General features: G+C 64.2%; 23 protein-coding genes. 15 read left to right on the forward strand and 8 right to left on the reverse strand.

What is annotated here, in order from left to right:
- Window positions 1–99: 99 nt before the first annotated feature.
- The gene (locus FIU28_RS03505; protein WP_143571704.1) at window positions 100–801 is read left to right on the forward strand and encodes an OmpW/AlkL family protein; all 702 of its coding nucleotides are present in this window, start codon (window positions 100–102) and stop codon (window positions 799–801) included.
- 265 nt (window positions 802–1,066) lie between these two features.
- A complete protein-coding gene (locus tag FIU28_RS03510; RefSeq protein ID WP_143571705.1) occupies window positions 1,067–1,285 on the forward strand; it encodes an alkylphosphonate utilization protein in 219 nt (72 codons plus the stop codon).
- 211 nt (window positions 1,286–1,496) lie between these two features.
- Here the strand turns inward: FIU28_RS03510 and FIU28_RS03515 are convergent, their stop codons facing one another.
- A complete protein-coding gene (locus FIU28_RS03515; RefSeq protein WP_143571706.1) occupies window positions 1,497–2,195 on the reverse strand; it encodes a DUF1013 domain-containing protein in 699 nt (232 codons plus the stop codon).
- Between the two features lie 259 nt (window positions 2,196–2,454).
- Between FIU28_RS03515 and ispH the strand changes: the two genes are divergently transcribed.
- Genes ispH through rnhA form a run of 3 tightly spaced genes read left to right on the forward strand, consistent with a single transcriptional unit; the run spans window position 2,455 to window position 4,843 of the window.
- Window positions 2,455–3,417, forward strand: a complete 963-nt coding sequence (gene ispH, locus FIU28_RS03520) for a 4-hydroxy-3-methylbut-2-enyl diphosphate reductase (RefSeq protein WP_143571707.1) — start codon at window positions 2,455–2,457, stop codon at window positions 3,415–3,417.
- 5 nt (window positions 3,418–3,422) lie between these two features.
- Window positions 3,423–4,403 carry a homoserine kinase gene (locus FIU28_RS03525; RefSeq protein ID WP_143571708.1) on the forward strand — a complete coding sequence of 327 codons (981 nt, stop codon included), beginning with the start codon at window positions 3,423–3,425 and terminating at the stop codon, window positions 4,401–4,403.
- Window positions 4,400–4,843 carry a ribonuclease HI gene (rnhA, locus tag FIU28_RS03530; RefSeq protein WP_168202852.1) on the forward strand — a complete coding sequence of 148 codons (444 nt, stop codon included), beginning with the start codon at window positions 4,400–4,402 and terminating at the stop codon, window positions 4,841–4,843. The genes FIU28_RS03525 and rnhA overlap by 4 nt, the downstream gene beginning before the upstream one ends.
- A gap of 202 nt (window positions 4,844–5,045) precedes the next feature.
- On the opposite strand, the gene FIU28_RS03535 is transcribed toward rnhA, so the two are convergent.
- From FIU28_RS03535 to FIU28_RS03555, 5 genes are all read right to left on the reverse strand, one after another.
- Window positions 5,046–5,531, reverse strand: coding sequence for a peroxiredoxin (locus tag FIU28_RS03535; RefSeq protein WP_143571710.1), 486 nt, complete (start codon window positions 5,529–5,531; stop codon window positions 5,046–5,048).
- A gap of 224 nt (window positions 5,532–5,755) precedes the next feature.
- Window positions 5,756–7,444: a long-chain fatty acid--CoA ligase gene (locus FIU28_RS03540; RefSeq protein ID WP_143571711.1), complete on the reverse strand. Its 1,689-nt coding sequence runs from the start codon at window positions 7,442–7,444 to the stop codon at window positions 5,756–5,758.
- A gap of 112 nt (window positions 7,445–7,556) precedes the next feature.
- Window positions 7,557–8,993, reverse strand: a complete 1,437-nt coding sequence (locus tag FIU28_RS03545; RefSeq protein ID WP_246660851.1) for a D-alanyl-D-alanine carboxypeptidase family protein — start codon at window positions 8,991–8,993, stop codon at window positions 7,557–7,559.
- Between the two features lie 205 nt (window positions 8,994–9,198).
- Window positions 9,199–10,992, reverse strand: a complete 1,794-nt coding sequence (locus FIU28_RS03550; RefSeq protein ID WP_143571713.1) for a glucan ABC transporter ATP-binding protein/ permease — start codon at window positions 10,990–10,992, stop codon at window positions 9,199–9,201.
- Between the two features lie 97 nt (window positions 10,993–11,089).
- Complete coding sequence (locus FIU28_RS03555; RefSeq protein WP_143571714.1) at window positions 11,090–12,139, reverse strand: ABC transporter substrate-binding protein; 1,050 nt, start codon at window positions 12,137–12,139, stop codon at window positions 11,090–11,092.
- A gap of 235 nt (window positions 12,140–12,374) precedes the next feature.
- Here FIU28_RS03555 and FIU28_RS03560 point away from each other — a divergent pair, with 235 nt between their 5' ends.
- From FIU28_RS03560 to FIU28_RS03600, 9 genes are all read left to right on the forward strand, one after another.
- Window positions 12,375–12,767 carry a hypothetical protein gene (locus FIU28_RS03560; protein ID WP_143571715.1) on the forward strand — a complete coding sequence of 131 codons (393 nt, stop codon included), beginning with the start codon at window positions 12,375–12,377 and terminating at the stop codon, window positions 12,765–12,767.
- 169 nt (window positions 12,768–12,936) lie between these two features.
- A complete protein-coding gene (locus FIU28_RS03565) occupies window positions 12,937–13,518 on the forward strand; it encodes a YqaA family protein (RefSeq protein ID WP_143571716.1) in 582 nt (193 codons plus the stop codon).
- A gap of 46 nt (window positions 13,519–13,564) precedes the next feature.
- A complete protein-coding gene (locus tag FIU28_RS03570; RefSeq protein WP_143571717.1) occupies window positions 13,565–14,137 on the forward strand; it encodes a hypothetical protein in 573 nt (190 codons plus the stop codon).
- Between the two features lie 139 nt (window positions 14,138–14,276).
- Window positions 14,277–15,245: an NAD(P)H-dependent flavin oxidoreductase gene (locus tag FIU28_RS03575; RefSeq protein ID WP_143571718.1), complete on the forward strand. Its 969-nt coding sequence runs from the start codon at window positions 14,277–14,279 to the stop codon at window positions 15,243–15,245.
- 222 nt (window positions 15,246–15,467) lie between these two features.
- Window positions 15,468–16,241: a thioesterase family protein gene (locus tag FIU28_RS03580; RefSeq protein WP_143571719.1), complete on the forward strand. Its 774-nt coding sequence runs from the start codon at window positions 15,468–15,470 to the stop codon at window positions 16,239–16,241.
- An 88-nt stretch (window positions 16,242–16,329) separates the two neighbouring features.
- The gene (locus FIU28_RS03585; RefSeq protein ID WP_143571720.1) at window positions 16,330–17,823 is read left to right on the forward strand and encodes an ATPase domain-containing protein; all 1,494 of its coding nucleotides are present in this window, start codon (window positions 16,330–16,332) and stop codon (window positions 17,821–17,823) included.
- Window positions 17,824–17,882: 59 nt separating this feature from the next.
- Window positions 17,883–19,877, forward strand: coding sequence for a hybrid sensor histidine kinase/response regulator (locus FIU28_RS03590; protein WP_246660852.1), 1,995 nt, complete (start codon window positions 17,883–17,885; stop codon window positions 19,875–19,877).
- Window positions 19,878–20,020: 143 nt separating this feature from the next.
- Window positions 20,021–20,266, forward strand: coding sequence for a hypothetical protein (locus FIU28_RS03595; protein ID WP_143571722.1), 246 nt, complete (start codon window positions 20,021–20,023; stop codon window positions 20,264–20,266).
- 92 nt (window positions 20,267–20,358) lie between these two features.
- Complete coding sequence (locus FIU28_RS03600) at window positions 20,359–20,988, forward strand: hypothetical protein (protein WP_143571723.1); 630 nt, start codon at window positions 20,359–20,361, stop codon at window positions 20,986–20,988.
- A 3-nt stretch (window positions 20,989–20,991) separates the two neighbouring features.
- On the opposite strand, the gene FIU28_RS03605 is transcribed toward FIU28_RS03600, so the two are convergent.
- Both FIU28_RS03605 and FIU28_RS03610 read right to left on the reverse strand, forming a co-directional pair.
- The gene (locus FIU28_RS03605; protein ID WP_143571724.1) at window positions 20,992–22,005 is read right to left on the reverse strand and encodes an LLM class flavin-dependent oxidoreductase; all 1,014 of its coding nucleotides are present in this window, start codon (window positions 22,003–22,005) and stop codon (window positions 20,992–20,994) included.
- 124 nt (window positions 22,006–22,129) lie between these two features.
- Window positions 22,130–22,981, reverse strand: coding sequence for a LysR family transcriptional regulator (locus FIU28_RS03610; RefSeq protein WP_143571725.1), 852 nt, complete (start codon window positions 22,979–22,981; stop codon window positions 22,130–22,132).
- 107 nt (window positions 22,982–23,088) lie between these two features.
- On the opposite strand from FIU28_RS03610, the gene FIU28_RS03615 reads away from it, so the two are divergent.
- Window positions 23,089–23,472: a tautomerase family protein gene (locus tag FIU28_RS03615; RefSeq protein WP_143571726.1), complete on the forward strand. Its 384-nt coding sequence runs from the start codon at window positions 23,089–23,091 to the stop codon at window positions 23,470–23,472.
- Window positions 23,473–23,511: the final 39 nt, after the last annotated feature.

Raw genomic sequence — 23,511 nt, forward strand, 5'->3', positions numbered from 1 at the left:
TAGTTGACTGAGATCAATTTTTCCAGAGACCGCCTGTCGTCTTTCATCTCCGAGCCAGCTGAAACGTTCGAGCTGACATTGAGGGGATGAGAAAATTCGATGAAGAAAGTTGTGACTGCGCTGATGATGGCGACGGCGCTAACCGGCACGGCAGCGACCGCGCAGGCCGCCGATCTCGCCACCAAAGCACCCTATTACAAGGCTCCGCTCGTCGAGGCCTGGAATCCCTGGATGATCCGCCTGCGCGTGCTCGGCGTGATCCCGGAAGATGGCGGTTCGGTCAATGGCGTGGCAAATTCCGGCCTGAAGACCTCGGACCAGGTCGTGCCCGAACTGGATATCTCCTACTTTTTCACCAGGAACATCGCGGCCGAACTCATCCTTGGCGTCACCAAGCATCATGTCACCGGCACCGGATCGATCGACGGCCTCGACGTCGGCAAGTCCTGGCTGCTGCCGCCGACCCTGACGCTGCAATATCACTTCACCGAATTCGGCGCGTTCAAGCCCTATGTCGGCGCGGGCGTCAACTACACCTGGTTCTTCAGCCAGTCCGCCGGCAATGTGACCAACGGCGCCGGGTTGCGCGTCGTCGACAGCCACCTGCACGATTCCTTCGCGCCCGTGGTACAGTTCGGCTTCGACTACATGATCGACAGGCACTGGGGCTGGAACGTCGACGTGAAGAAGCTCTGGCTGCGCCCGGACTGGAACGGCACGTTGGCCTCCGGCGCGGCGATCACCGGCCAGGTCAAGCTCGATCCGTGGCTGATCGGCACCGGCATTACCTACAAGTTCTGATCTGACGAGTTTACGCGCGGCACCGGTGCGAACCGGTGCCGCGTTTTTTTTGTCGATGCCTCTGCGGTGGGCTATTATCCTGTGATGGGCGCCGCGCTTTCTTGCTTCCCCTCTCCCCTTGTGGGAGAGGGTGGATCAATCGAGCGAAGCGAGATTGAGACGGGTGAGGGGGGGGCCCGCATGCGCGATCCTCACCCCCTCATCCGCCTTCGCTTCGCGAAGGCACCTTCTCCCACAAGGGGAGAAGGAAGAAAAAGGATAGATCATGGACATCAAGGTCAGGGATGCCAACGGCGCGCAATTGGCCGAGGGCGATACCGTCACGTTGATCAAGGATCTGAAGCTGAAAGGCTCGTCCACCGTGCTCAAGCGCGGCACCGTGATCAAGAACATTCACCTCACCGACGACCCCGACGAAATCGAAGGTCGCACCGACAAGGTCAAGGGCCTGGTGCTGCGCGTCGAGTTTCTGAAGAAGGCGTGAGCCTGATCGTCGATCCGTAGTCGCGTAGGGTGGGCAAAGGCGCCGTTGCGCCGTGCCCACCATGTGCAGCGCTGCGCTTGATGGTGGGCACGTTCGTCGCGCTTCGCGCGCCGGCCTTTGCCCACCCTACCCTTCAACAAAAACGCGGCGAATGGCTTCGCCGCGTTTTTTTTCAAATGGTTGAGGCGCGTCGCGAAAGCCGCGCGCGTGCCTATTCTTCCTCGTCGTCGTGCTTCTTGCCGCCGCCGATGCCCTTGAGCTTGGCGAATACGGCATCGACGTTGAGGTCGTCGCTGCTGCGCTCGCTATCCTCGAACTCGTCCTTGCGGGTGGTCTCGGAAGCCGGTAGCAGCGTCGCGCCGCCATAGGGCGTGTCGGTCGGCTTTTCCTTCGCCGCGCGCTGAACTTCGAAGTCGAGTTCGATCTGCGAGCACAGGCCCAGCGTCACCGGATCCATCGGCGTCAGTGTCGAGGCGTTCCAGTGCGTGCGGTCGCGGATCGAGGCGATCGTGGTCTTGGTGGTGCCGACCAGCCGCATGATCTGGCTGTCCTTCAATTCGGCATGGTTGCGCACCAGCCACAGGATCGCGCTCGGCCGCTCGTGGCGGCGCGACACCGGGGTGTAGCGCGGGCCCTTCTTCTTGGCGGCCGGCGGCAGAATCACCTTGCTCTCCTCGAGCTTGAGGCGATAATTCTTGTCCTTCTCGCCCTTTTCGATCTCGTCGCGGGTCAGTTGCCCGTTCGAGATCGGGTCGCTGCCCTTGATGCCCTGGGCGGCGTCGCCATCGGCGATGGCGCGGATTTCCAGCGGGTGCATCTTGGTGAAATCGGCGACCTGGTCGAAGGTCAGCGCGGTATTGTCGACCAGCCACACGGCAGTCGCCTTTGGCATCAGCGGTGCATTGCTCATGGCAAATCTCCTTTACGCTCCGCCCACCTTTTCGAGAGGCGGAGCCGTCTGGTCATCGGGGATGACGGGAATTCAGGCTGTATATAGTCTGTCCGGGGTGAACCGCGCAATGGAAGACTGTTCAGCCTTGACAGCGCGGCCGGACGGCCCCAAGTCCTTCCTCTAACTGGCACTTTGCCGTATTATCCCTGTCGAATTTACCGCTCGGTTCCGGCCGTTTTCGGTGTTTCGGACCTCGATAACCCCTGGATTGCCCCTTATGTCGGCCAAACCGCCTCTCAAGATCGTGCTTTGTTCTCCTCGCGGCTTCTGCGCGGGCGTCGTACGGGCCATCGATACCGTGGAACGCGCGCTCGCGATCCACGGCGCCCCGGTCTATGTCCGGCACGAGATCGTCCATAACAAATATGTCGTGGACAGCCTGAAGACCAAGGGCGCGATTTTCGTCGAGGAACTGGCCGAAATTCCCGACAATACCTCGGCGCCGGTGGTGTTTTCCGCCCATGGCGTGCCGAAATCGGTCCCGGCCGACGCCAAGCAGCGCAATTTCTTCTCGCTCGACGCCACCTGTCCGCTGGTCACCAAGGTGCACCGCGAGGCGGCGATCCACTTCAAGCGCGGCCGCGAGATCCTGCTGATCGGGCATTCGCACCATCCGGAAGTGGTCGGCACGCTCGGCCAGCTGCCGGTCGGCGCGGTCGAACTGATCGAGACCGCGCATGATGCCGCGACCTTCACGCCGAAGGACCCCAACAACCTCGCTTTCGTGACCCAGACGACGCTGTCGATCGACGACACCGCGGAAATCGTCGAGGTGCTGAAGAGCCGCTTCCCGACCATCAACGGGCCGCACAAGGAAGACATCTGCTACGCCACCACCAACCGCCAGCTTGCGGTGAAGAAGGTTGCGCCGGTGGTCGATGCGCTGATCGTGGTCGGCGCGCCGAATTCGTCGAACTCGCAGCGTCTGCGTGAAGTTGCCGAGCGCGAGGGCTGCAAGGTATCCGTGCTGGCGCAGCGCGCTGCCGATTTGGACTGGTCGATGTTCGACGGCATCCAGAGCCTTGGCATCACCGCGGGCGCCTCGGCGCCGGAAGTGATCGTCGAGGAGATCATGGGCGCCTTTGCCGAGCGTTACGAACTGCACGTCGAGACCGTGTCGGCCGCGGAAGAAAACGAATTCTTCCCGCTGCCGCGCTCGCTGCGTCCCGACGCGGCGTAATCTCCATGGCGGTCTATACCGACGTTACCGCCGATGAATTGTCGGAGTTTCTCGCCGCCTATGACATCGGCGAGCTGCTGTCCTACAAGGGCATCGCCGAAGGCGTCGAGAACTCGAACTTCCTGATGCATACGACGTCGGGATCGTTCTTCCTCACGCTGTACGAAAAGCGGACGGCGGTCGGCGATCTGCCGTTCTTCCTCGGCCTGATGTCGCATCTGGCTTCGCACGGCCTTCCCTGCCCGGAGCCGGTAAAGATGCGCGACGGCACCATGCTCGGCACGCTCGCTGGGCGTCGGGCCGCGATCATCGACTTCCTCGAGGGCGTGTGGCCGCGCAAGCCGAACGCTGCACATTGCGCCGGCATCGGCGGCGCGCTGGCGAAGATGCATCTGGCCGGACAGGACTTCGCCATGAGCCGGCCGAATGCGCTGTCCGTGTCGGGCTGGCGGCCGCTGTTTGCCGCTGCCGCGTCGCGCGCCAATGACGTGCAGCCGGGCTTGCGCGAATTCCTCGCCTCCGAGCTGAACTATCTCGAAGGCCGCTGGCCGCGCGATCTGCCCAGCGGCGTGATCCATGCCGACGCCTTTCCCGACAATGTGCTGTTCCTCGGCGAGGAATTGTCCGGACTGATCGACTTCTACTTCGCCTGCAACGACATGTTCGCCTACGACGTCGCGATATGCCTGAACGCCTGGTGCTTTGAGCCCGATCACTCCTTTAACGTCACCAAGGCGCGGGCGTTTCTCGCGGCCTATAACCGCGAGCGTCCGATGTCAGAGGCCGAGCAGGCAGCCTTGCCGCTCTTGGCGCGCGGCGCGGCCTTGCGGTTCTTGCTGACGCGGCTGGTGGATCTGCTTAACGTGCCGCCCGGCGCCCTGGTGCAGCTGAAGGACCCCTTGGAATATGTGCGGAAACTGCGCTTCCACCAATCGGTGAAGACCATGGCCGATTACGGCGTTGAAGTTTCCGGATTGCCCGCATGACCCCCGTTCTGATCCATACCGACGGCGCCTGCTCCGGCAATCCCGGCCCCGGCGGCTGGGGCGCGATTCTGAAGTTCGGCGATGCCGAAAAGGAATTGAAGGGCGGCGAGGCGCACACCACCAACAACCGCATGGAATTGATGGCGGCGATCTCGGCGCTGGAAGCGCTGAAGAAGCCGTGCAGCGTCGATCTTCACACCGACAGCCAGTATGTCCGCAACGGTATCATGACCTGGATCCACGGCTGGAAGCGCAATGGCTGGAAGACATCCGACAAGAAGCCGGTGAAGAACGTCGATCTTTGGCAACGGTTGGATGCCGCGCTGCAGACCCACGAGGTGCGCTGGCACTGGGTCAAGGGCCACGCCGGCCACGTCGAGAACGAACGCGCCGATCAATTGTCGCGCGACGGGCTGATCGAGAACAAGAACAAGAAGTAGCGAGGGGGCTCTTCTTCCTTCTCCCCTTGTGGGAGAAGGTGGCGCGGCCGAAGGCCGGGCCGGATGAGGGGTAGCAAAAATGCGCGGAGCTTGCTGCTACCCCTCACCCGTCTCGAACGCTTCGCGTTCGATCCACCCTCTCCCACCTAGCGAAGCTTCGCTTCGCGCGGGGGAGAGGGAAGAAAGAAGCGAGCCTTTCAGCTCACAGCTGGCCGAGCAACGTATCGCCGCCGGACACTTCCACCTTGCCCGAGCTCTGCTCGGGGTTGAACTTGGTGACGATTCCATCTTCCACCAGCATCGAGTAGCGCTTGGAGCGGATGCCGAGGCCGAAGCCGGAGCCGTCCATTTCCATGCCGATCGCCTTGGCGAAATCGGCGTTGCCGTCGGCCAGGAAGATGGCCTCGTCACGCAGGTCGGTGTCCTTCTTCCAGGCGTTCATCACGAAGGCGTCGTTGACCGAAATCACCGCGATCGAGTCGACGCCCTTGTCCTTGATGGCGTAGGCGTTGAGGAAGATGCTGGGCAGGTGCATCTTGTGGCAGGTGCCGGTGTAGGCGCCGGGCACCGCGAACAGCGCCACCTTCCTGCCCTTGAACACGTCGTCGGTGGTTTTCTCGACCGGACCCTCGGCAGTCATAACGCGGAACTTGGACTCGGGCAGCTTGTCGCCAACTTTGATGGTCATCGTCGATCTCTCCAGGAAATTTGCGAGGGTTTCTTAGACCATTTTCGTGATCGAAGGAAATTGACGCGGGCGGGAGCTGAATAGCTCCGTCCCCGTCATCCTGAGGTGCTCGCCCGAAGGGCGAGCCTCGACGGATGCGGCCATGGGCGCTAGCGATTGCGGCCATCCTTCGAGGCCGTCGCAAAGCGCGACGGCACCTCAGGATGACGGCCGAGTGGGAGGACTCACGCCGCCGCGTCGGACTGCTTCTCGTCGCGCAATTCGCGGCGCAGGATCTTGCCGACATTGGTCTTCGGCAACGCGGTGCGGAATTCGATCTTCTTCGGCACCTTGTAGTTGGTCAGTTCGGCATGGCAGAACTTGATCAGGTCCTCCGCGGTGACATTCGGGTCCTTCTTCACCACGAACGCTTTCACGGCTTCCGAGGTGCGGGCGTCACTGACGCCGATCACCGCGCATTCCAGCACGCCGGGATGGCTGGCCAGCACCTCCTCGACCTCGTTCGGATAGACGTTGAAGCCGGAAACGTTGATCATGTCCTTCTTGCGGTCGACGATCTTGGTGTAGCCGTCGGCGTTCATGATGCCGATGTCGCCGGTGCGGAAGAAACCGTCTGATGTCATCACCTTGGCGGTCTCGTCCGGCCGGTTCCAGTAGCCAGACATCACCTGCGGGCCCTTGGCGCAGATCTCGCCGGGCTCGCCGAGCGGCACTTCGTTGCCGTCGTCGTCGCGGATCGAGATCCAGGTGGACGGCACCGGCAGGCCGATCGAGCCGGAGAACTGGTCCATGTCGGCCGGGTTGCAGGTCAGCGTCGGCGAGGTTTCCGACAGGCCGTAGCCCTCGGCAATCGAACAGCCGGTTCGCTTCGCCCAGGCTTCCGCCACCGCGCGCTGCACCGCCATGCCGCCGCCATTGGAAATCTTCAGCTTGGAGAAATCCACCTGATCGAATCCGGGCGTGTTGAGCAGGCCGTTGTACAGCGTGTTGACGGCGGGGAACGTGTTGACCTGATACTTCATCAATTCCTTGATGAATCCCGCCATGTCGCGCGGGTTGGGGATCAACAGGTTGACGCCGCCGGCGCGCATCCCGAGCAGGAAGCAGGCCGTCAGCGCGAAGATATGATACAGCGGCAGCGCGCAGACGATGAACAACTGATCGACCTGCGGCGGCTTGCGCAGCGCCGGCTGCAGCCAGGCGTCGTTCTGCAGCACGTTGGCCAGGATATTCCGGTGTAGCAGCGTGGCGCCCTTGGAGAGGCCGGTGGTGCCGCCGGTATATTGCAGGAAGGCGACGTCGTCCGGGCCGATTGCCGGCTTGTTCATCTTCACGCTGCGGCCGGCGGAGAGTGCCTCGTTGAACGTCACCGAGCCCGGCAGCGACCACGTCGGCACCATTTTCTTGACCCGGCGAACTACCAGATTGACGATCATGCCCTTGAGGCCGAGCAGGTCGCCCATGCTGCCGACGATGACGTGCTTCACCGCGGTCTTGCCGATCACCTGCTGCACGACGGAAGCGAAATTCTCCAGCACGATGATGGCTTCGGCGCCGCTATCCTTGAGCTGGTGCTCGAGCTCGCGCGGCGTATAGAGCGGATTGACGTTGACGACGGCAAAGCCGGCGCGCAGCACGGCGGAGGTGGCCACCGGATGTTGCAGCACGTTCGGCATCATGATGGCGACGCGAGCGCCCTTGGCGAGGCCGCGGCTTTGCAGATAGGCGCCGAGCGCCAGCGACAATTCGTCGAGCTCGCGGTAGCTGATCGACTTGTCCATGCAAATGAAGGCCTTGCGATCGCGAAACTTGGCAAAGCTTTCTTCCAGCAGCGCGACCAGCGACGGATATTGCGACGGGTCGATATCGGCCGGTACGCCGGCCGGGTATTGCTTGAGCCAGATTCGCTCCATGACGTTCCCCCTTGGCTTGGATTATTTTGGGGAAGTATTGAGCAAAGCCGCAACAGATAGCAAGCCGCGCCGCAATCTGGCGGCGGTTCATTCGTCGCGGGCGATCAACGGCTTAGCTGCGCGGCGGGGTCGCGGCCGGCTTGGCCTCGCCGGTGGTGGCCTTTGGCGCCGGCCGGGCTGCGGCTTTCGGCTTGTCTGGCGATGTCGTCGCTGGTTTAGCGGCTATCGCCGGTTTGGCGGCTGCCGCAGGCTTCGCCGCGGCGGGCTTGGCCGGCGCCTCCGGCTGGATCACGACACGCTTCAGCGCGGGCTTGCCGGCGGCGGACGGCTTGGCATCCTTGCCGTCGGTCGCGTCCGGTTTCGCCGCGACCGCCCGCTTCCTGGACGGTTTAGCCTTCGGGGTCTGTTTGGCTTCTTCCACCGCATTGGCGGCGATCAGATCGGCGCCGGTCTTTTTCGGGCCGATATAGACGATGACCGGCTCGGACGGCGCCGGCGCCGCCGCGATCATGTCGACCGGCCGCAGCGTGGGCGGCTGCAGGCCGGCGGCAAAGAAGGTCATCACCTTGTCGCTGCCGGCCTCGGAGCTGGCGACGGTTTCTTCGTCGGCGTCGGAGGCCGGGCGCTTGCGCTTGGGGCCGCACATCTCGTCGCGCAGGTTCGGCGGCGCGGCGTCGATCGGCGCCAGATTATCGACTGTGCCGAGTGCGGGGCGCAGCCAGGTCAGATTGTTGTTGGCGAAACCGCGCTCCAGGAGCTGTGCGGCCTTTATGGCGCGGGCCTGGCCCGAACTCGAGCCCAGCACCACCGCAACCAGGCGCTTGCCGTTGCGCGTCGCGGTGGCCACCAGATTGTAGCCGGAGGCGCAGATGAAGCCGGTCTTCATGCCGTCGGCGCCGGGGAAGCGGCCGATCAGCCGGTTGAAGTTCTGCGTCACGCGCTTGCCGAACTTCATCGACGGGATGTGGACGAAATACTCATATTCGGGAAGGTCGTGAATGATGGCGCGCGCCAGGATCGCCAGATCGCGTGCCGAGGTGACGTGGCCATCGGCCGGCAGCCCGTTCGGATTGACGTAATGCGTCTGGGTCATGCCAAGCCGCGCGGCATTGGCGTTCATCATGTCGGAGAAACCGTCGACGGAGCCGCCGATATTTTCGGCCAGCACCACGGCGATGTCGTTGGCGGATTTCACCATCATCATCGTCAGCGCGTTTTCGACGGTAAGCTGGGTGCCGGCCTTGAAACCCATCTTCGACGGCGCCTGTGCCGCGGCGATCGGCGATACGGTGACCAGCGAGTCGAGATTGATCTTGCCTTCCTTCACCGCCTTCAGAACCACATAGGCGGTCATGATCTTGGTCACGGACGCCGGGTACCACGGATAGGTGGCGTTTTCCGCCTGCAGCACCTTGCCGCTCTCGACTTCGACCACCAACAACGCCTCGGCCTGCACGGCGCGCGGCGCGAAGCTCGCGAGCGCGAGTGCTGCGACGAGGACGATCCAATTGGCGGACAGCCGGCGAGACGAGGCGGAAAGAAGCTGCACTATCCGGTTCCGATTGTTGTCCGGTCGCCTGCCGCTCGGCTGTGCCGCGGGCTGACATCCTGGAGTGGAAGGTTCTGGATTTTCATACGATCCGGCCATCAAACGGTGACGGCTGCAAACCTATACCGGCTAAAATCATCAGAACAGTGGTCAAGATCCCTAATTCGACGATGAAAGGGGCCAAATTTCGACCGCGGCCTGGCGGCTACAGCGTCGTTGCACCGTCGGGCGTGGCGACGCTCGCGCGGGCATGGTCCTGCACCATGAATTGCGCGTTGGCGAGATCGGCGAAATGCCCGCCGCGCGCCACCAGTTCATCGAACGTTCCGCTTTCGATGACGCGACCGCTATCGAATACCAGAATATGCGTGGCATTGCGGATGGTCGATAGCCGGTGCGCGATCACGAAGGTGGTGCGACCCCGCATCACTTCGTCGAGAGCCACGTTGAGCTTGGCTTCGGTCACCGCGTCGAGCGCGCTGGTCGCTTCATCCAGAACCAGGATCGGTGGATCCTTCAGGATCGCCCGGGCGATCGACAGCCGCTGCCGTTCGCCTCCCGACAGCATACGGCCGCGTTCGCCGGCATTGGTCTCGAAGCCGCGCTCGCCACGGTCGATGAAGTCGATCGCCTGGGCGCGGGTGGCGGCGATGCGCAATTCGTCATCGGTTGCGTCCGGCTTGCCGACGCGAAGATTGTCGGCGATCGAGCGGTTGAACAGCAGCGGCTCCTGGAACACGACGCCGATGTTCCGGCGCAGCCCGGCCAGCGTCATGTCGCGGATGTCGATGCCATCGATCCGGATCGAACCGGATTGCGGATCGAAAGCCCGATGCAGCAGCGCGATCGCGGTCGATTTGCCGGCGCCGGTGGCGCCGACCAGCGCGATGGTCTGGCCCGGTCGGGCCACGAACGACAGGTCCTCGATCGCCGGACGATCGCGCTCGTAGGAGAATGACACGTTCTGGAATTCGACCTCGCCGGTCAGCCGTCCCGGATCGACCGCATTGGAGCGATCGTGCACGGCGGGCACGGTGTCGAGCACGTTGATGAATTCCTCGAGCCGCGGCGCTTCCATGAACACGCTGTTGATGAAGCCGACGACCTGTTCGAGCCGCTGGATCAGCATGGTGGCGAACGAGATGAACATCACGATTTCGCCGATCGTGCACAGGCCCTTTTGCAGCAGGGCGATGCCGACCGTGAAGATCGCCAGCACCGTGATGGTGGTGGAGGCGCGGGTCATCACGGTGACCATCGCCCACCACGACAGCACCGGCATCTGCGCCATCAGCAATTGGTCGGCGACGGTGCGCAGTCCCTGAACCTCGGCATCGACCCGGGCGAAGCTCTGCACCAGCGCGACATTGCCGAGCGAGTCCGAGGCACGCGCCGACAGATCGCTGTATTGCGCCTCGACCTCGCTCTGCATGCCCGACGTCTTGCGCACCACCAGCGTGGTCAACACCGAGAACACCACACAGAGCACGGCCAGCAGGATCGCCAGCCGCCAGTTGATGTAGACCGACAGCGGCAGCAGCACGAGCAGCGATACGATCGACGCAAAGTGTTCGCGGAAAAAGCCGAGCCAGACCCGCCATAGCGCGTCCGTTCCCTGCAGCATGATCTTCATCAATCGGCCGGAATGGGTGCCGGTATGAAAGATCAGCGGCAGGTGCATGATGTGTTCGAAATAATCGGTCAGTACCTTCTGGCGCTGGCGGTGCGCCAGCCGATCGGCGTAGAGCGAGACGATGGCACCGCAAACGATGCCGAACAGCCCGAACGCGGCCCACGCGGCCAGCAGCGGCCATGGCGATGCCGACGCGTCCTGCGGGCCGGTGGCGGCCTTGCTGGAGAGCACATCGATGATACGGCCGAACAGGACCGGTTCGGCGAATTGCGCGCCGGCCAGCAGCAGATTGGCGGCGGCGAGAATCCAGCCGAGCCGTCGCTCGCGGCCAAGCAATTGCAGCACGCGAGTGTAGATGCGGATCATGGGATGCACTCGCAGCTAGAAAGGAAAGATCGCGGCGTAACCGGGCCGGTTGATGCCGCTATACACCCGCGCCGGCACCTTGTTCCAGTTCATTTCGTCAGTCGATGGTGCGATCGGCCAACGGCGGAAGATGTGATCCGTCGAAAATCTCCGCGGCTGCCGGCCGCTTGCGAAAGACGTGGTCTTCGGCGATCTCATCCAGCGCGGCGGCGAAACGTGTCGCGTCGATACCGCCCAGGCCGTCGCGGCGGACATCGTCGGTCAGGATATTGTCGGCCAGCACGGTACGCAGTCGCTCCAGTTCGAGTTCACGCGTTCCGTTGTCCATTTCCGCCAATACGGCGTCGATCGCCTTGTCCGGTTGCTGGATCGCCAGTTGCGTGCCGGCCGTCACGGCGCGCAGGAAGCCGCTTACCGCGTCGGGTTTTTCCGCCGCAAATTTCGGATTGACGACGATGGCAAGGCCATAGGCGGCGCTGCCATAATCGGCGAAGCGAAATACCGCAAGGTCGGCGGACGGCACGCCGCGGTCGCGCAGATTGACCGGGGAGGCGTAGGAGAAGCCGGTGACGGCATCGACCTGGCCGGCCGACAGCATCGGCTCGCGCACGGCGGAGCTGATTTTTTCCTGCTTCACGCTGGCCGGCTTGATGTCGTTGCGCTTCGCCAGCGCCGGCCACAGCCGGATCGCCAGATCGCCGTCGGCGATGCCCAGCGTCTTGCCCTCGAGACTGGCGAGCCCGGTGACGCCGCGGCTGCGCCGCGCGATCACGGCATAGGGCGCCTTGTTCAGCAGCACGAAGACCGCCTTGACCGGCGCCGCATCGGCGGCGTCGCGGTAGCGGATCAGCGCGTTGAGATCGGCCAGGGCCATGTCGCTGGCGCCCGCGGCCACGCGCGCGATCGTCTCCTTGCTACCTGCCGCCACATTGGTGGAGACCACCAGATTTTCGGCGCGGTACAGTCCGCGGACGTTGGCGAGCACAAAAGGAGCGGCGATCGCGTCGATCGGCCGGTCGAGTGTGAACTGGATCGTGGCCGGGGACTTGGCCGGCTCCACGGCGCGGCCCGGCGCGGTACCGGCCAGCAGCAGCATGCCGACCAGCCAGGTCAGCCGTCTCGGGAGATGGGGTGCGGAAGATGTCATTGGCAAACCACAGCAGGACCCGTGCCAAGTGTCACAACGACGACAGGTTCGATGGATGTCGCCGGCATGCGACATCTTCCGCCCCGCACCCTATCGTCCAAAGCTGAACGGCGGGTGACTGCCTTGAAATCGACACCGAGCGTTCACCCTGCATTGGGGTTCGGGAACCCATATTGCTTCGGCGGGTTGACTGCTCGAACCCCGCAGGGGTCAGCGACCACGGAAGGACATTCAGATGTTCGCACACAGCAGGTTTTCAACCACCGCCCGCGCCGCCGTTCTGGCGACCGTCGCCGCGGTGGCTATCGCGGCAGTAGCGCCGACGGCCGTCATGGCCGCGCCGGCGGCCAAACAGGGCGTAACGACGCAGGGCGCCAGCGACGCCACCGACTTCAGTTCGCAACGTCGCCGGCACTATGCCCGACGGGGCAACGGTAATGCGGCCGGACTGGCCGCGTTTGCCGGTATTGTCGGTACGATCGGCGCGATTGCGGCCTCCCAGCACCGCCGCGATTATTATTACGACCGCGGCCCCGGCTATTATCATGGCGGCCCCGGCTATTATGGCGGCGGCCCTGCCTATTACGGCGGCGGCGGATATGGTCCGGGTTACTACGGCCATTACTGATCGCCTAGCCTGAAGTCGAGGACAACGTCGGCCGCCCACCCGCGGCCGGCGTTGCTGCGTGTCGCCTGTGCGTATTCTGGCGACCAATTGTCGCGGTTCAGAGCTCGATCCAGCAGATCGTCATATCCCCGGCATGGACAAATCGCGATGAGGATGGTTCATCGCGGCCATGCTCAGAAAAATGTACGATTGGTGCATCGACGCCGCTCACAAGCCCTATGCGCTCTGGATCCTGGGAATGGTGTCGTTCGCGGAAAGTTCGTTCTTTCCGATCCCGCCGGATGTCATGCTGATCCCGATGTCGCTGGCCCGGCCGCCGAAGGCCTGGTTCTACGCCGCGTTCTGCACCATCACCTCGGTTGCGGGCGGCCTGGTTGGCTATGCGATCGGCGCCCTGTTGTACGATTCCGTCGGGCAGTGGGTCATCAACTTCTACGGCTATGGCAACAAGGTCGAAGCGTTTCGCGAGGGTTACGCGCAATACGGCGCGTGGATCATCCTGCTGAAGGGCCTGACGCCGATCCCGTTCAAGCTTGTCACCATCACGTCAGGCTTCGCCAATTATAACATCTGGATGTTCATCGCTATGTCGCTGATCGCGCGCGGCGGTCGGTTCTTCCTTGTCGCGGTTTTGCTGAATCGTTATGGCGTCGTGATCCGTGAAACCATCGAGAAGCACCTGGGTCTGGTCGTCACCCTCGCAGCGATGGCCTTGGTGCTCGGCTTCGTCCTTGCCTTCCGCCTGGTTTGATCCGAAGCGCTTCCCCCGGCGCCGACACCGGGCTACGTTTCCAACCATGTCTGATCAGGCGAACCCGCTGAGCCTCCTGCTGCGCAGCTTCCTTGTTGCGGTGTTGGCTACCTTTGTGCTTGCCGCGGCCGTGGCCTGTGCCTGGTCGCAGACGCCGCCTGCCGCGACGTCCAAATCGGTGATCATCCAGATCGCGCCGGCGCCGGGACCGGTGGTGCCGCCCGATCCGCCGGCCGTGGTGCAGGCGGCTCCGGAGCCACCGGCCGCGCCGCCGGAAAATCCCGGCCTGATCCATGAACTAGGCAAGCTGTTCAACAACTCCACCTCCATGTGGCCGGCATTGCCGGCGCTGAAGCTGCCCGGCGACAGCCTCGATGTGATGCCGAAGATGACCACGATGGTCAAAGGCCGCATGGCCTGCCCGCTTGCCGCCAATGGTGCACCGGACTGCAAGACCGCCTCCGACCGGTTGTGCCAGAGCAAGGGCTTCAAGGAGGGCAAGAGCATGGATACCGATGCCGCGCAGAGCTGCTCGCCGAAGGCGATGATACCCGGCCGCAAGCCGGAAGAGGGCGACTGCAAGACCGAGAATTTCGTCACGCGGGCGCTCTGCCAATAGCTGCTTTTTCGGGCAGCCGATCTGGCTGCGGCGCGATTGCCATGTTGGCCTCGCTTCTGGCATCGTCCGCCCGCCAGAACGGCCGGCGCAAAGACGCCGTGCCCGCGATCCCGCCAAGAAAAGCAACCGAGGAATTCCCATGTCGATGCCTGCTTTGTTCAAGAACCGCCTGACGATTCCGGTGATCGGTTCGCCCCTGTTCATCATCTCGGGGCCCGAGCTTGTGATCGCGCAGTGCAAGGCCGGCATCGTCGGATCGTTTCCCGCGCTGAACGCACGTCCCGCGGCGCTGCTCGACGAATGGCTGTCGCAGATCAAGGAAGAACTCGCCGCCCACGACCGGGCGCATCCCGACCGTCTCTCGGCGCCTTTTGCCGTCAACCAGATCGTCCACAAGTCGAACAACCGGCTCGAGCAGGACATGGCGCTGTGCGAGAAGCACAAGGTGCCGATGATGATCACCTCGCTGGGGGCCCGCGAGGAGTTGAACCAGGCGGCGCATGGCTGGGGCGGCATCGTGTTTCACGACGTGATCAACCAGAAGTTCGCGCACAAGGCGATCGAGAAGGGCGCGGACGGCCTGGTGCTGGTCTGCGCCGGCGCGGGCGGCCATGCCGGCGAAATCTCGCCGCTCGCTTTCGTCGCCGAGACCCGGCAGTGGTTCGATGGCCCGATCGCATTGTCCGGCGCCATTGCCAACGGCCGCGCGATCCGCGCCGCGCGCGTGCTCGGCGCCGACTTCGCCTATATCGGCTCGGCCTTCATCGCCACCACCGAAGCCAACGCGGTGCAGGGCTACAAGGACATGATCACCACCTCGACGGCCGAAGACATCGTCTACTCCAACCTGTTCACCGGCGTGCACGGCAACTATCTGAAACCCTCGATCGTCGCCGCCGGCATGGACCCCGACAACCTGCCGGAGTCCGATCCGACCAAGATGAACTTCGGCACCGATGCGTCGGGCGAGCGCGCCAAGCCGAAGGCCTGGAAGGAAATCTGGGGCAGCGGCCAGGGCATCGGCAGCGTAGCCAAGGTGGTACCGGTTGCCGAACTGGTCGCGCGATTGAAGAAGGAATACGACGAAGCGATCGATCCGGCGCTGTAGTTTAACGCGCCGCTCTTCCTTCCCTCTCCCCCGCGCGAAGCGAAGCTTCGCTAGGTGGGAGAGGGTGGCTTCGCGAAGCGAAGACGGGTGAGGGGGTGCCACAGACTCCGAGCCTGTCGCTCCCCCTCATCCGTCGCGGACTTCGCCCGCGCCACCTTCTCCCACCTAGCGAAGCTTCGCTTCGCGCGAGGGGAGAAGGAAGTAAGAAAGCTCCCCGTTCCGATGGACTTCATTTACCAGCTCGACGGCCACCACGTCCTCACCACACCGCATGCCGCCGGTCCCTGGAATGCGACCATGCAGCACGGCTCCGCGCCATCGGCGCTGGTGACCTATCTGGCCGAGCAGATGCCGACGGCATCGCCGATGCAGGTGGTGCGCGTGACCATCGATCTGTTGCGGCCGGTGCCGGTGGCGCCGCTGACCTATCAGACCGAGGTGCTGCGCGAGGGACGGAAAATCCAGCTCTGCGGTATCACCCTGCTTGCCAATAACGTGATTGTCGCGCGCGCCAGCGTGTTGAAGATGCGCAGCGAGCCGCAGCCGCTGCCGCCGGAGATCACCGATCCGCCGCTTGCGCTGCCGGGGCCGGATAGCGGCCTGCCGTTGAACCGCCGGCCCGGCAATGCCTTCATGAGCGGCCTGTCAACCTGCGTGGTGCGCGGCGGTGGATTGATGGCATCGGGTCCGGGGGCGATCTGGTACCGGCTCGACCGGTCCCTGATCGAAGGCGCCGCCACCTCGCAGGTGATGCGCGCCGTGGTCGCCGCGGATTTCAGCAACGGCTCTTCGGCGGTGCTGCCGTTCGAGCACTGGACCTTCCTCAATGCCGACCTCACCGTCAGCCTGGCGCGACCGCCGGTCGGTGACTGGATCCTGCTGGATTCCGAAAGCTGGATCGGTCCGGACGGCACCGGTCTGGCGGCTTCGAAACTTGCCGACGTCAACGGCTATTTTGGCCGCGCGGTGCAGAGCCTGGTGATCGAAAAGCGATAGGCTTGGGTACGCTTCCAGACATGCGAAAAATCCAGTCGACGATGGAACCGTCTGATTGCATGGAGGTTATTGGCCGTTAGGGGGCCGTATGAGTTCGATGCCAGCATTATCCGACAGAGCCCAGACCGGAATATGGGGTCTGGATAATATTCTCTCGGGCGGTTTTTCGCGCGGTCATGTCTTCCTTGTCGAAGGCGCGCCCGGCACCGGCAAGACGACCGTCGCGCTGCAGTTCCTGCAGGAGGGCGCACGCCGGGGCGAAAAGGGGCTCTACATCACCCTGTCGGAAACCGAAGCCGAACTGCGCGATGGTGCGGCGTCGCACGGCTGGACGCTCGGTGACGGCATCGAGGTGTTCGAACTGCTGCCGCCGGAAAGCCTGCTGGATTCCGATCAGCAGCAAAGCCTGCTGTACTCTTCCGACCTCGAACTTGGCGAAACCACCAAGCAGATCTTCGAGGCCGTTGAGCGCGTGCAGCCCATGCGCGTCGTGCTCGACAGCCTGTCGGAAATCCGGCTGCTGGCGCAGAGCTCGTTGCGGTACCGCCGACAGATCCTTGCCATCAAGCATTACTTCGCCAGGTTCGGCACCACGGTCATGCTGCTTGATGATCTCACTGCCGAGGTCGCCGACAAGACCGTGCACAGCGTCGCGCACGGGGTGCTGAGGCTTGAAGAACTGGCGCCGGCCTACGGCGCCGAGCGCCGCCGCGCCCGCGTCATCAAATATCGCGGCGTCAAGTTTCGCGGCGGCTATCACGACCTCACCATCACCAGGGGCGGCCTCAACGTGTTTCCGCGCCTGGTGGCCTCGGAATATCGCAGCCAGCTGGCGCGCTCGACAAAGTCATCCGGCATTGCCGAATTGGACAAGCTGCTGGGCGGCGGCATCGAGACCGGGTCGAGCACGCTGGTGCTGGGGCCTGCCGGCACCGGTAAGTCGCTTGTCGCCATCACCAATGTCGTCGCCGCGATCCGACGCGGCGAGAAGGCTGCGCTGTTCGTATTCGACGAGGAGCTGGGACTGCTGTTCGATCGCATGAAGAAGATGAACATTGATCTCGCCGCGATGCAGAAGTCCGGGCATCTGGTCGTCGAACAGGTCGACGCCGCCGAATTGTCGCCCGGCGAATTCGCCCATCGGGTGCGCCGGCAGATCGACGAGCACGATATCAAGACCGTGGTGATCGACAGCCTCAACGGCTACCAGGCGGCGATGCCGGAGGAAAATTCGCTGATCCTGCACATGCACGAGCTGCTGCAGTATCTGAACCGACGCGGTGCGGCGACCTTCATGACGGTGGCACAGCACGGGCTGGTGGGCGACATGAAGGCGCCGATCGATGTCACTTATCTTGCCGACACGGTAATCCTGCTGCGCTACTTTGAAGCCACTGGCAGCGTGCGGCGCGCCGTCTCGGTGATCAAGAAGCGCACCGGTAGCCATGAGGACACGATCCGCGAATACCGGATCGATCATCGCGGACTGACCATCGGCGCGCCATTGACCGAATTCCAGGGCGTGCTGCGTGGCGTGCCGATCTATAGCGGCGCCGCATTGCTGGAGGAGCAGGCCACGTGAAACCCGGTCTGTCCTCCGAGCGTGCAGTAATTCTCGCGCCAAAGGGGCGCGATGCCGTTGTGGCTGAAGCACTGATCCGGGAGGCCGGCTATTACGCACAGGCCTGTCCGGATTTCGCGACACTGCTGCACGAGATCGAAGGCGGCGCCGGCTGCGCGGTGATCGCCGACGAAGCCATCAAGACAGCCGATTTGCGCGGTTTGGGCAAATGGCTGCACGAACAGCCGTCATGGTCGGATTTTCCGATCGTGCTGCTGACACATCAGGGCGGCGGGCCGGAGCGAAATCCAGACGCCGCACGGCTCGGGCATCTGCTCGGCAACGTCACCTTCATCGAGCGGCCTTTTCACCCGACGACGCTGATCTCGGTGATCGGCTCCGCCGTGCGCGGCCGGCGCCGGCAGTATCAGACCCGCGCCATTCTCGAGAACCTGAGCGAGAGCGAGGGGCTGTTGCAGACCGCGCTCAATGCCGGGCGCCTCGGTGCGCTGGAATTGCATCTGCCGGGCATGGAGCTGGAGCTGTCGGATACCTGCAAGTCCTTCTTCGGGCGCGGCCCGACCGAGCCTTTCACGTTCGACGATCTGCAGGCTTCCATTCATCCCGATGACCGCGAGCGTCGCCAGGTCGAGCTCGACGCCGCCTTGCGGCACGGCGCCGACTACAATGTCGAGTACCGCAATGTCTGGCCCGATGGTTCGGTGCACTGGGTCGAGACGCGCGCTCGCATTGTCCGTCATCCCGATGGCCAAGCGCGGTCGCTGGTCGGCGTTTGCGTCGATATTACCGCGCGAAAGACCTCCGATATCGAGCGCGATACGCTGCTGGACCAGTTGACGTCCGAGCGTTCGGCGCTGGCGGAGCTCACGGCGACGCTCGAGCAGCGTGTCGAGGAGCGCACCGCCGACCTGATGAAGGAGGTCGCCGCCCGCGAGCGTGCACAGGAGCAGCTGCGCCAGGCGCAGAAGATGGAAACCATCGGTCAGCTCACCGGCGGTGTCGCGCATGATTTCAACAATTTGCTGATGGCCGTGATGGGCAATCTTGAATTGCTGCGCAAGCGGATTCCCGACGATCCGCGCCTGCATCGGCTGATCGACGGCGCGCTGCAGGGCGCCGAACGCGGCGCCTCGCTGACGCAGCGGCTGCTCGCCTTCGCGCGCCAGCAGGACCTCAAGGCCGTCGCCGTGGATCTCGGCGGCCTGATCCGGGGCATGATCGATCTGTTGGAGCGTTCGCTCGGGCCGCGCGTGGCGCTGCGGCTCGACATTCCCGATGGCCTGCCGCCGGCGCGGATCGATGCCAACCAGCTCGAGCTGGCCATCCTCAACCTGGCGATCAACGCCCGCGACGCGATGCAGGACGGGGGCTCGATCGATATCCGGGTGTCTGAATACAGCGCCGGCAAGGGTGACGCGGCCCTCAACCCCGGCGACTATCTCAAGGTTTCGGTGATCGACAATGGCGGCGGCATGTCGCCGGAGACGCTGACGAAGGCGATCGAACCGTTCTTTTCGACCAAGCCGGTCGGCAAGGGCACCGGGCTCGGGCTCTCGATGGTGCATGGCTTGGCCGTGCAACTCGGCGGTACGCTGGAATTGTCCAGTGTGGTCGGCTGCGGCACCACCGCGACGCTGATCCTGCCGGTGACCACCAAGGCGCTGGAAACCGTCGGTCCCGCCGAGGTCACGCGCCAGGCCGCGCGGTCGGCGGTGATCCTGTTCGTCGACGACGACCCGCTGATTGCGATGTCGACGACGGAAATGCTGGAAGACCTCGGCCACCGCGTCATCGGCGCCAATTCCGGCCGCCACGCGCTGGACATCCTCAACAGCGGCGAGCCGCTTGACCTGATGATGACCGACCATGTGATGCCGGGCATGACCGGCATCGAATTGGCGGCCGCGACCCGCGAGCTGCGGCCGTCGCTGCCGATCCTGCTGGCCACCGGCTATGCCGATTTGCCCGAAGGGGCACAGCTTGATCTGCCGCGGCTGGCCAAGCCATATCATCAGGAGCAGCTGCGCGAGCGGCTCGACCAGTTGCTGGGGTAGCAGCCGCTACGCCATCCCGGTCGTGGGCGGCTTGTCCGGGGCCGTAATGCAGCGGGCTGCGGAATTTACCATCTGTTAACCATGTTGGTTCCATCAATAGCCCAGGATCGGCCGCATATCGCGGCCTGGCTCGGGGAGCTGTCATGGACCTCGCTGTTTTTTCTGCGAAGACACCGGCGTCAATCGAGGAGATCAAGGCGCGGGTCGCCTTTGCATTCGAACGCCATCCGCTGTGCCGCGATGTCGCTTTCGACGTCGTTTCCAGCCCGCGCAGCTCGAAAGGCGCGAACTGGACCATCTGCATCGAGCGAGTCGAACCGGAAGCGCTGTGGGAGGCTTCCGATATCGTCTCTGACATCCAGGAAGCCTATAGTCTCGTCGCCGCCTGACGTATCGCGATACCGCCGCGGCATGGTTCAGCCGCAATTCGCCGGCACATCTCACGGCGATAAAGGCGGTTCGTCGATAACGGAGGAGTGGCTTGACGCGAACGCTGCTCATTCTGGCGCTGGTCGGTGTGATCGTGGTCGGCGCCGCCGTGGCGGCGATCCTTGGCCGCGACAGCGCGCCATCGCCGGACCCGGCCGCCGTCAGTTCAGTGGCGGTGACGCGCGGCCCGGTGGCCAATCGCGAAAACAAGAAGGACCGGCTGGTCACGGCCCCCTTCGCGCTGGCCGAGGATTCGCTGCGCCAGGCCTTCGCGTCGGATAGTCCGCTGGCCGGCCCGGGCAATACTGTACTGGCGCCGATCGTGATCCCCTCGCAGCAGCCCGCCAGGCCGAAACTGGCCGCGCCGTCCGGCCACAAAAACTATTCGCTGCTCAGCGACGCGCAGATCGCCGCCATCAAGGGCCGGCTCAACCTCACCGCCGCACAGCAGCAGAACTGGCCCGCCGTGGAAGACGCGCTGCGCGCCGTCGCGCGGAAGATTCACGCGGCGCGTCTCGCCAATCCCGGTGGCAGCGCGCCGCTCGATCCCGCCAGCGCCGAGGTCCAGCAGTTGAAGTCGGCCGCGATGCCGTTGCTGGTTCAGCTGCGCGAGGACCAGAAGCGCGAAGTGCGATCGCTGGCCCGCCTGATCGGCCTCAACGCCGTCGCGTCGGCGATCTGAGCTTTAGGCGACCGCGCTGACCGGCGCGTCGGCGAGTTGCGCGTTGGCTTGCGCAATCAGCTCGTAGGAATGCAGCCGCGCCTGGTGGTCGTAGACGTCCGACACGATCATCAATTCATCCGCGCCGGTTTTGGCGACCAGGGCCGCGATGCCGGCGCGCACGGTCTCTTTCGATCCCACGATGGACAGCGACAGCATCCGCATCGCCTGCATCTTCTCGGTGGGCGACCAGTAGGTTTCGATATCGTCGATCGGCGGCTGGCTGAGGCCGCGGGTGCCGCGCGCCATGTTGGTGAACGACATCTGCTGCGTGGTCCACAGGCGGTTCGCTTCCTTGTCGGTATCGGCGGCGATGATGTTGACGCCGACCATGGCATGTGACTTCGCCGACTGCTCGGACGCCTCAAAGCGCTCGCGGTAGATCTGCAGCGCCTGCATCAAGGCCTCCGGCGCGAAATGCGAGGCAAAGGCGTAGGGCAGGCCGAGCGCGGCGGCGAGCTGCGCGCCATAGGTCGAGGAGCCCAGGATCCACAGCGGCACGTCGGTGCCGGCGGCGGGGACCGCCTGGATGTTCTGGTTCGGCCCGACAGGGGCGAAATAGGCCTGCAGCTCCATCACGTCCTGCGGGAAATTGTCGGAATTCGTCATCGTCCGGCGCAGCGCGCGCATGGTGATCTGGTCGGTGCCGGGGGCGCGCCCGAGCCCGAGGTCGATGCGGCCCGGATACAGCCGCGCCAGCGTGCCGAACTGTTCGGCAATGACGATCGGCGCATGGTTGGGCAGCATGATGCCGCCGGCGCCGACGCGGATGGTCTTGGTGCCGGCCGCGATGTGACTGACCACCAGCGAGGTGGCAGCGCTGGCGATGCCGGCCATGTTGTGGTGTTCGGCGACCCAGAACCGCTGGTAGCCCCATTGCTCGGCATGCGCGGCGAGGTCGCGCGCATTGTCGAGCGCCCCGCGCGCGTCGGTTCCCTGGGTGACGCGGACGAGGTCGAGGATCGAAAGCACGGTCATGGGTGGCTCCTGGGCGGCTTGCCGTTCTACGGTATCTAGGCACGAGGCGCCGGGATCGCCAGCGCAGCCGTGCCATTCCGGATTGCCGTACACCTCAGTGCCGAGCGATCGTATCGTCGCCGCCTCAGCGTGCATGGGACCGAAAGGCGGCGCCCAGCGTACGCAGCGCGCCGCGCGCCCGGGCGTCGGTGAGGCTGGAATGCAGCATCACCTCGCCATCAGGCAATTTCGGCAGGCCGAGCCGTGGACCGACATCGACGCTGCCTGCTGGTGCCACCCGGCGAACCAGCGCGGCAAGCGCGAGGCCCGCCGAGATCGCCGCGCCGATGGTCGCGACCCCGCCCCCGACGAACACTTCCTCCCACGCGACACCTGCGGCATCGAGGGCACCGATCGCCATCGCGCGCACGTTGCAGGGCTCGGCCTGGGTGGCCAGCCGCAACGGCTCGCCGGGCTGATGACGAAAGTCGGGCGAGGCCATCCAGCCGAATTCCTCGGTCAGCAACAGCTCGCCGTCGCCGCGGCGGGAATCGTGGCGCAGCACGATCGCGGCGTCCAGGGTGCCGCTGTCATACGCCTCCAGCATCAGGCGCGACGTCTCGATATGCAGCTCCATGACCAGCGCGGGATCGGTCGCGTTCATGCGCGTCAGCACCTGCGCCAGATCGGCGCCGACCAGATGATGGCTGATCCCGACCACCAGGCGGCGGCGCTCGACCGCAAACGCGCCGAGCGCCGCCTGGTGCGCGGCGACCAGATGGCGGGCAGACGCCAGGAACGCGGTCCCCTCCGATGACAACCGCACCAGCCGAGGCGTGCGTTCCAACAACCGCTTGCCGAGCCCGCTTTCCAGCCGCTTGATCTTCAGGCTAACGGCCGACTGGGTGCTGCCCATCGCCTCGGCCGCTCGGGTGAAACTGGCGAGATCGGCCACCAGCACAAAGGCCTGCACGGCTTCGACATCCAGCGTCTTCATCGGCCACCATTTAAATCTGGTATCATTGAAATATCATTTCATATCGTTTTCCAATGATCAATGTGGGGCTAGGTTTGCGGCATCGGAATTGATCACAGGAGACCACCATGCCGCTGGTTCGTATTTCACTGCTGCGGGGCAAGCCGTCCGCCTATCGCCAGGCGATTGCCGAAGCGGTCTATCAGGCGCTGCGCGATACGTTCGACGTGCCGGACCGCGACCGCTTTGTCACGATCACGGAGCATGACGGCGAGGATTTCATCTTCGACCGTTTCTATCTCGGCATCGACCGCAGCGACGACTTCGTCATCATCCAGCTCACGGTGAGCAACACCCGGACGCGCGAGAAGAAGCGGGCGCTATACCGGCGCATCGTCGAGTTACTTGCTGCCGATCCCGGGCTGCGGCCCGAGGACGTGTTCATCAATCTCGTCGAGGTGCTGCCGGAGAATTGGTCGTTCGGGATGGGCGAGGCGCAGTACGTCAAGTGATGGGGGTCTGCGCGCTCGCTGCCCCGGATTGCGTCGCCA

This window comes from Tardiphaga sp. vice154 (assembly GCF_007018645.1).
Taxonomy (GTDB): domain Bacteria; phylum Pseudomonadota; class Alphaproteobacteria; order Rhizobiales; family Xanthobacteraceae; genus Tardiphaga.

Coding starts and splice junctions, on each gene's coding strand:
- FIU28_RS03615 (WP_143571726.1), top strand. CDS start 23,089: ATGCCGCTGGTTCGTATTTCACTGCTGCGGGGCAAGCCGTCCGCCTAT.
- FIU28_RS03550 (WP_143571713.1), bottom strand. CDS start 10,992: ATGATCCGCATCTACACTCGCGTGCTGCAATTGCTTGGCCGCGAGCGA.
- FIU28_RS03505 (WP_143571704.1), top strand. CDS start 100: ATGAAGAAAGTTGTGACTGCGCTGATGATGGCGACGGCGCTAACCGGC.
- FIU28_RS03610 (WP_143571725.1), bottom strand. CDS start 22,981: ATGAAGACGCTGGATGTCGAAGCCGTGCAGGCCTTTGTGCTGGTGGCC.
- FIU28_RS03575 (WP_143571718.1), top strand. CDS start 14,277: ATGTCGATGCCTGCTTTGTTCAAGAACCGCCTGACGATTCCGGTGATC.
- FIU28_RS03580 (WP_143571719.1), top strand. CDS start 15,468: ATGGACTTCATTTACCAGCTCGACGGCCACCACGTCCTCACCACACCG.
- FIU28_RS03595 (WP_143571722.1), top strand. CDS start 20,021: ATGGACCTCGCTGTTTTTTCTGCGAAGACACCGGCGTCAATCGAGGAG.
- FIU28_RS03570 (WP_143571717.1), top strand. CDS start 13,565: ATGTCTGATCAGGCGAACCCGCTGAGCCTCCTGCTGCGCAGCTTCCTT.
- FIU28_RS03555 (WP_143571714.1), bottom strand. CDS start 12,139: ATGACATCTTCCGCACCCCATCTCCCGAGACGGCTGACCTGGCTGGTC.
- ispH (WP_143571707.1), top strand. CDS start 2,455: ATGTCGGCCAAACCGCCTCTCAAGATCGTGCTTTGTTCTCCTCGCGGC.
- FIU28_RS03510 (WP_143571705.1), top strand. CDS start 1,067: ATGGACATCAAGGTCAGGGATGCCAACGGCGCGCAATTGGCCGAGGGC.
- FIU28_RS03605 (WP_143571724.1), bottom strand. CDS start 22,005: ATGACCGTGCTTTCGATCCTCGACCTCGTCCGCGTCACCCAGGGAACC.
- rnhA (WP_168202852.1), top strand. CDS start 4,400: ATGACCCCCGTTCTGATCCATACCGACGGCGCCTGCTCCGGCAATCCC.
- FIU28_RS03560 (WP_143571715.1), top strand. CDS start 12,375: ATGTTCGCACACAGCAGGTTTTCAACCACCGCCCGCGCCGCCGTTCTG.
- FIU28_RS03540 (WP_143571711.1), bottom strand. CDS start 7,444: ATGGAGCGAATCTGGCTCAAGCAATACCCGGCCGGCGTACCGGCCGAT.
- FIU28_RS03515 (WP_143571706.1), bottom strand. CDS start 2,195: ATGAGCAATGCACCGCTGATGCCAAAGGCGACTGCCGTGTGGCTGGTC.
- FIU28_RS03525 (WP_143571708.1), top strand. CDS start 3,423: ATGGCGGTCTATACCGACGTTACCGCCGATGAATTGTCGGAGTTTCTC.
- FIU28_RS03535 (WP_143571710.1), bottom strand. CDS start 5,531: ATGACCATCAAAGTTGGCGACAAGCTGCCCGAGTCCAAGTTCCGCGTT.
- FIU28_RS03565 (WP_143571716.1), top strand. CDS start 12,937: ATGCTCAGAAAAATGTACGATTGGTGCATCGACGCCGCTCACAAGCCC.
- FIU28_RS03585 (WP_143571720.1), top strand. CDS start 16,330: ATGAGTTCGATGCCAGCATTATCCGACAGAGCCCAGACCGGAATATGG.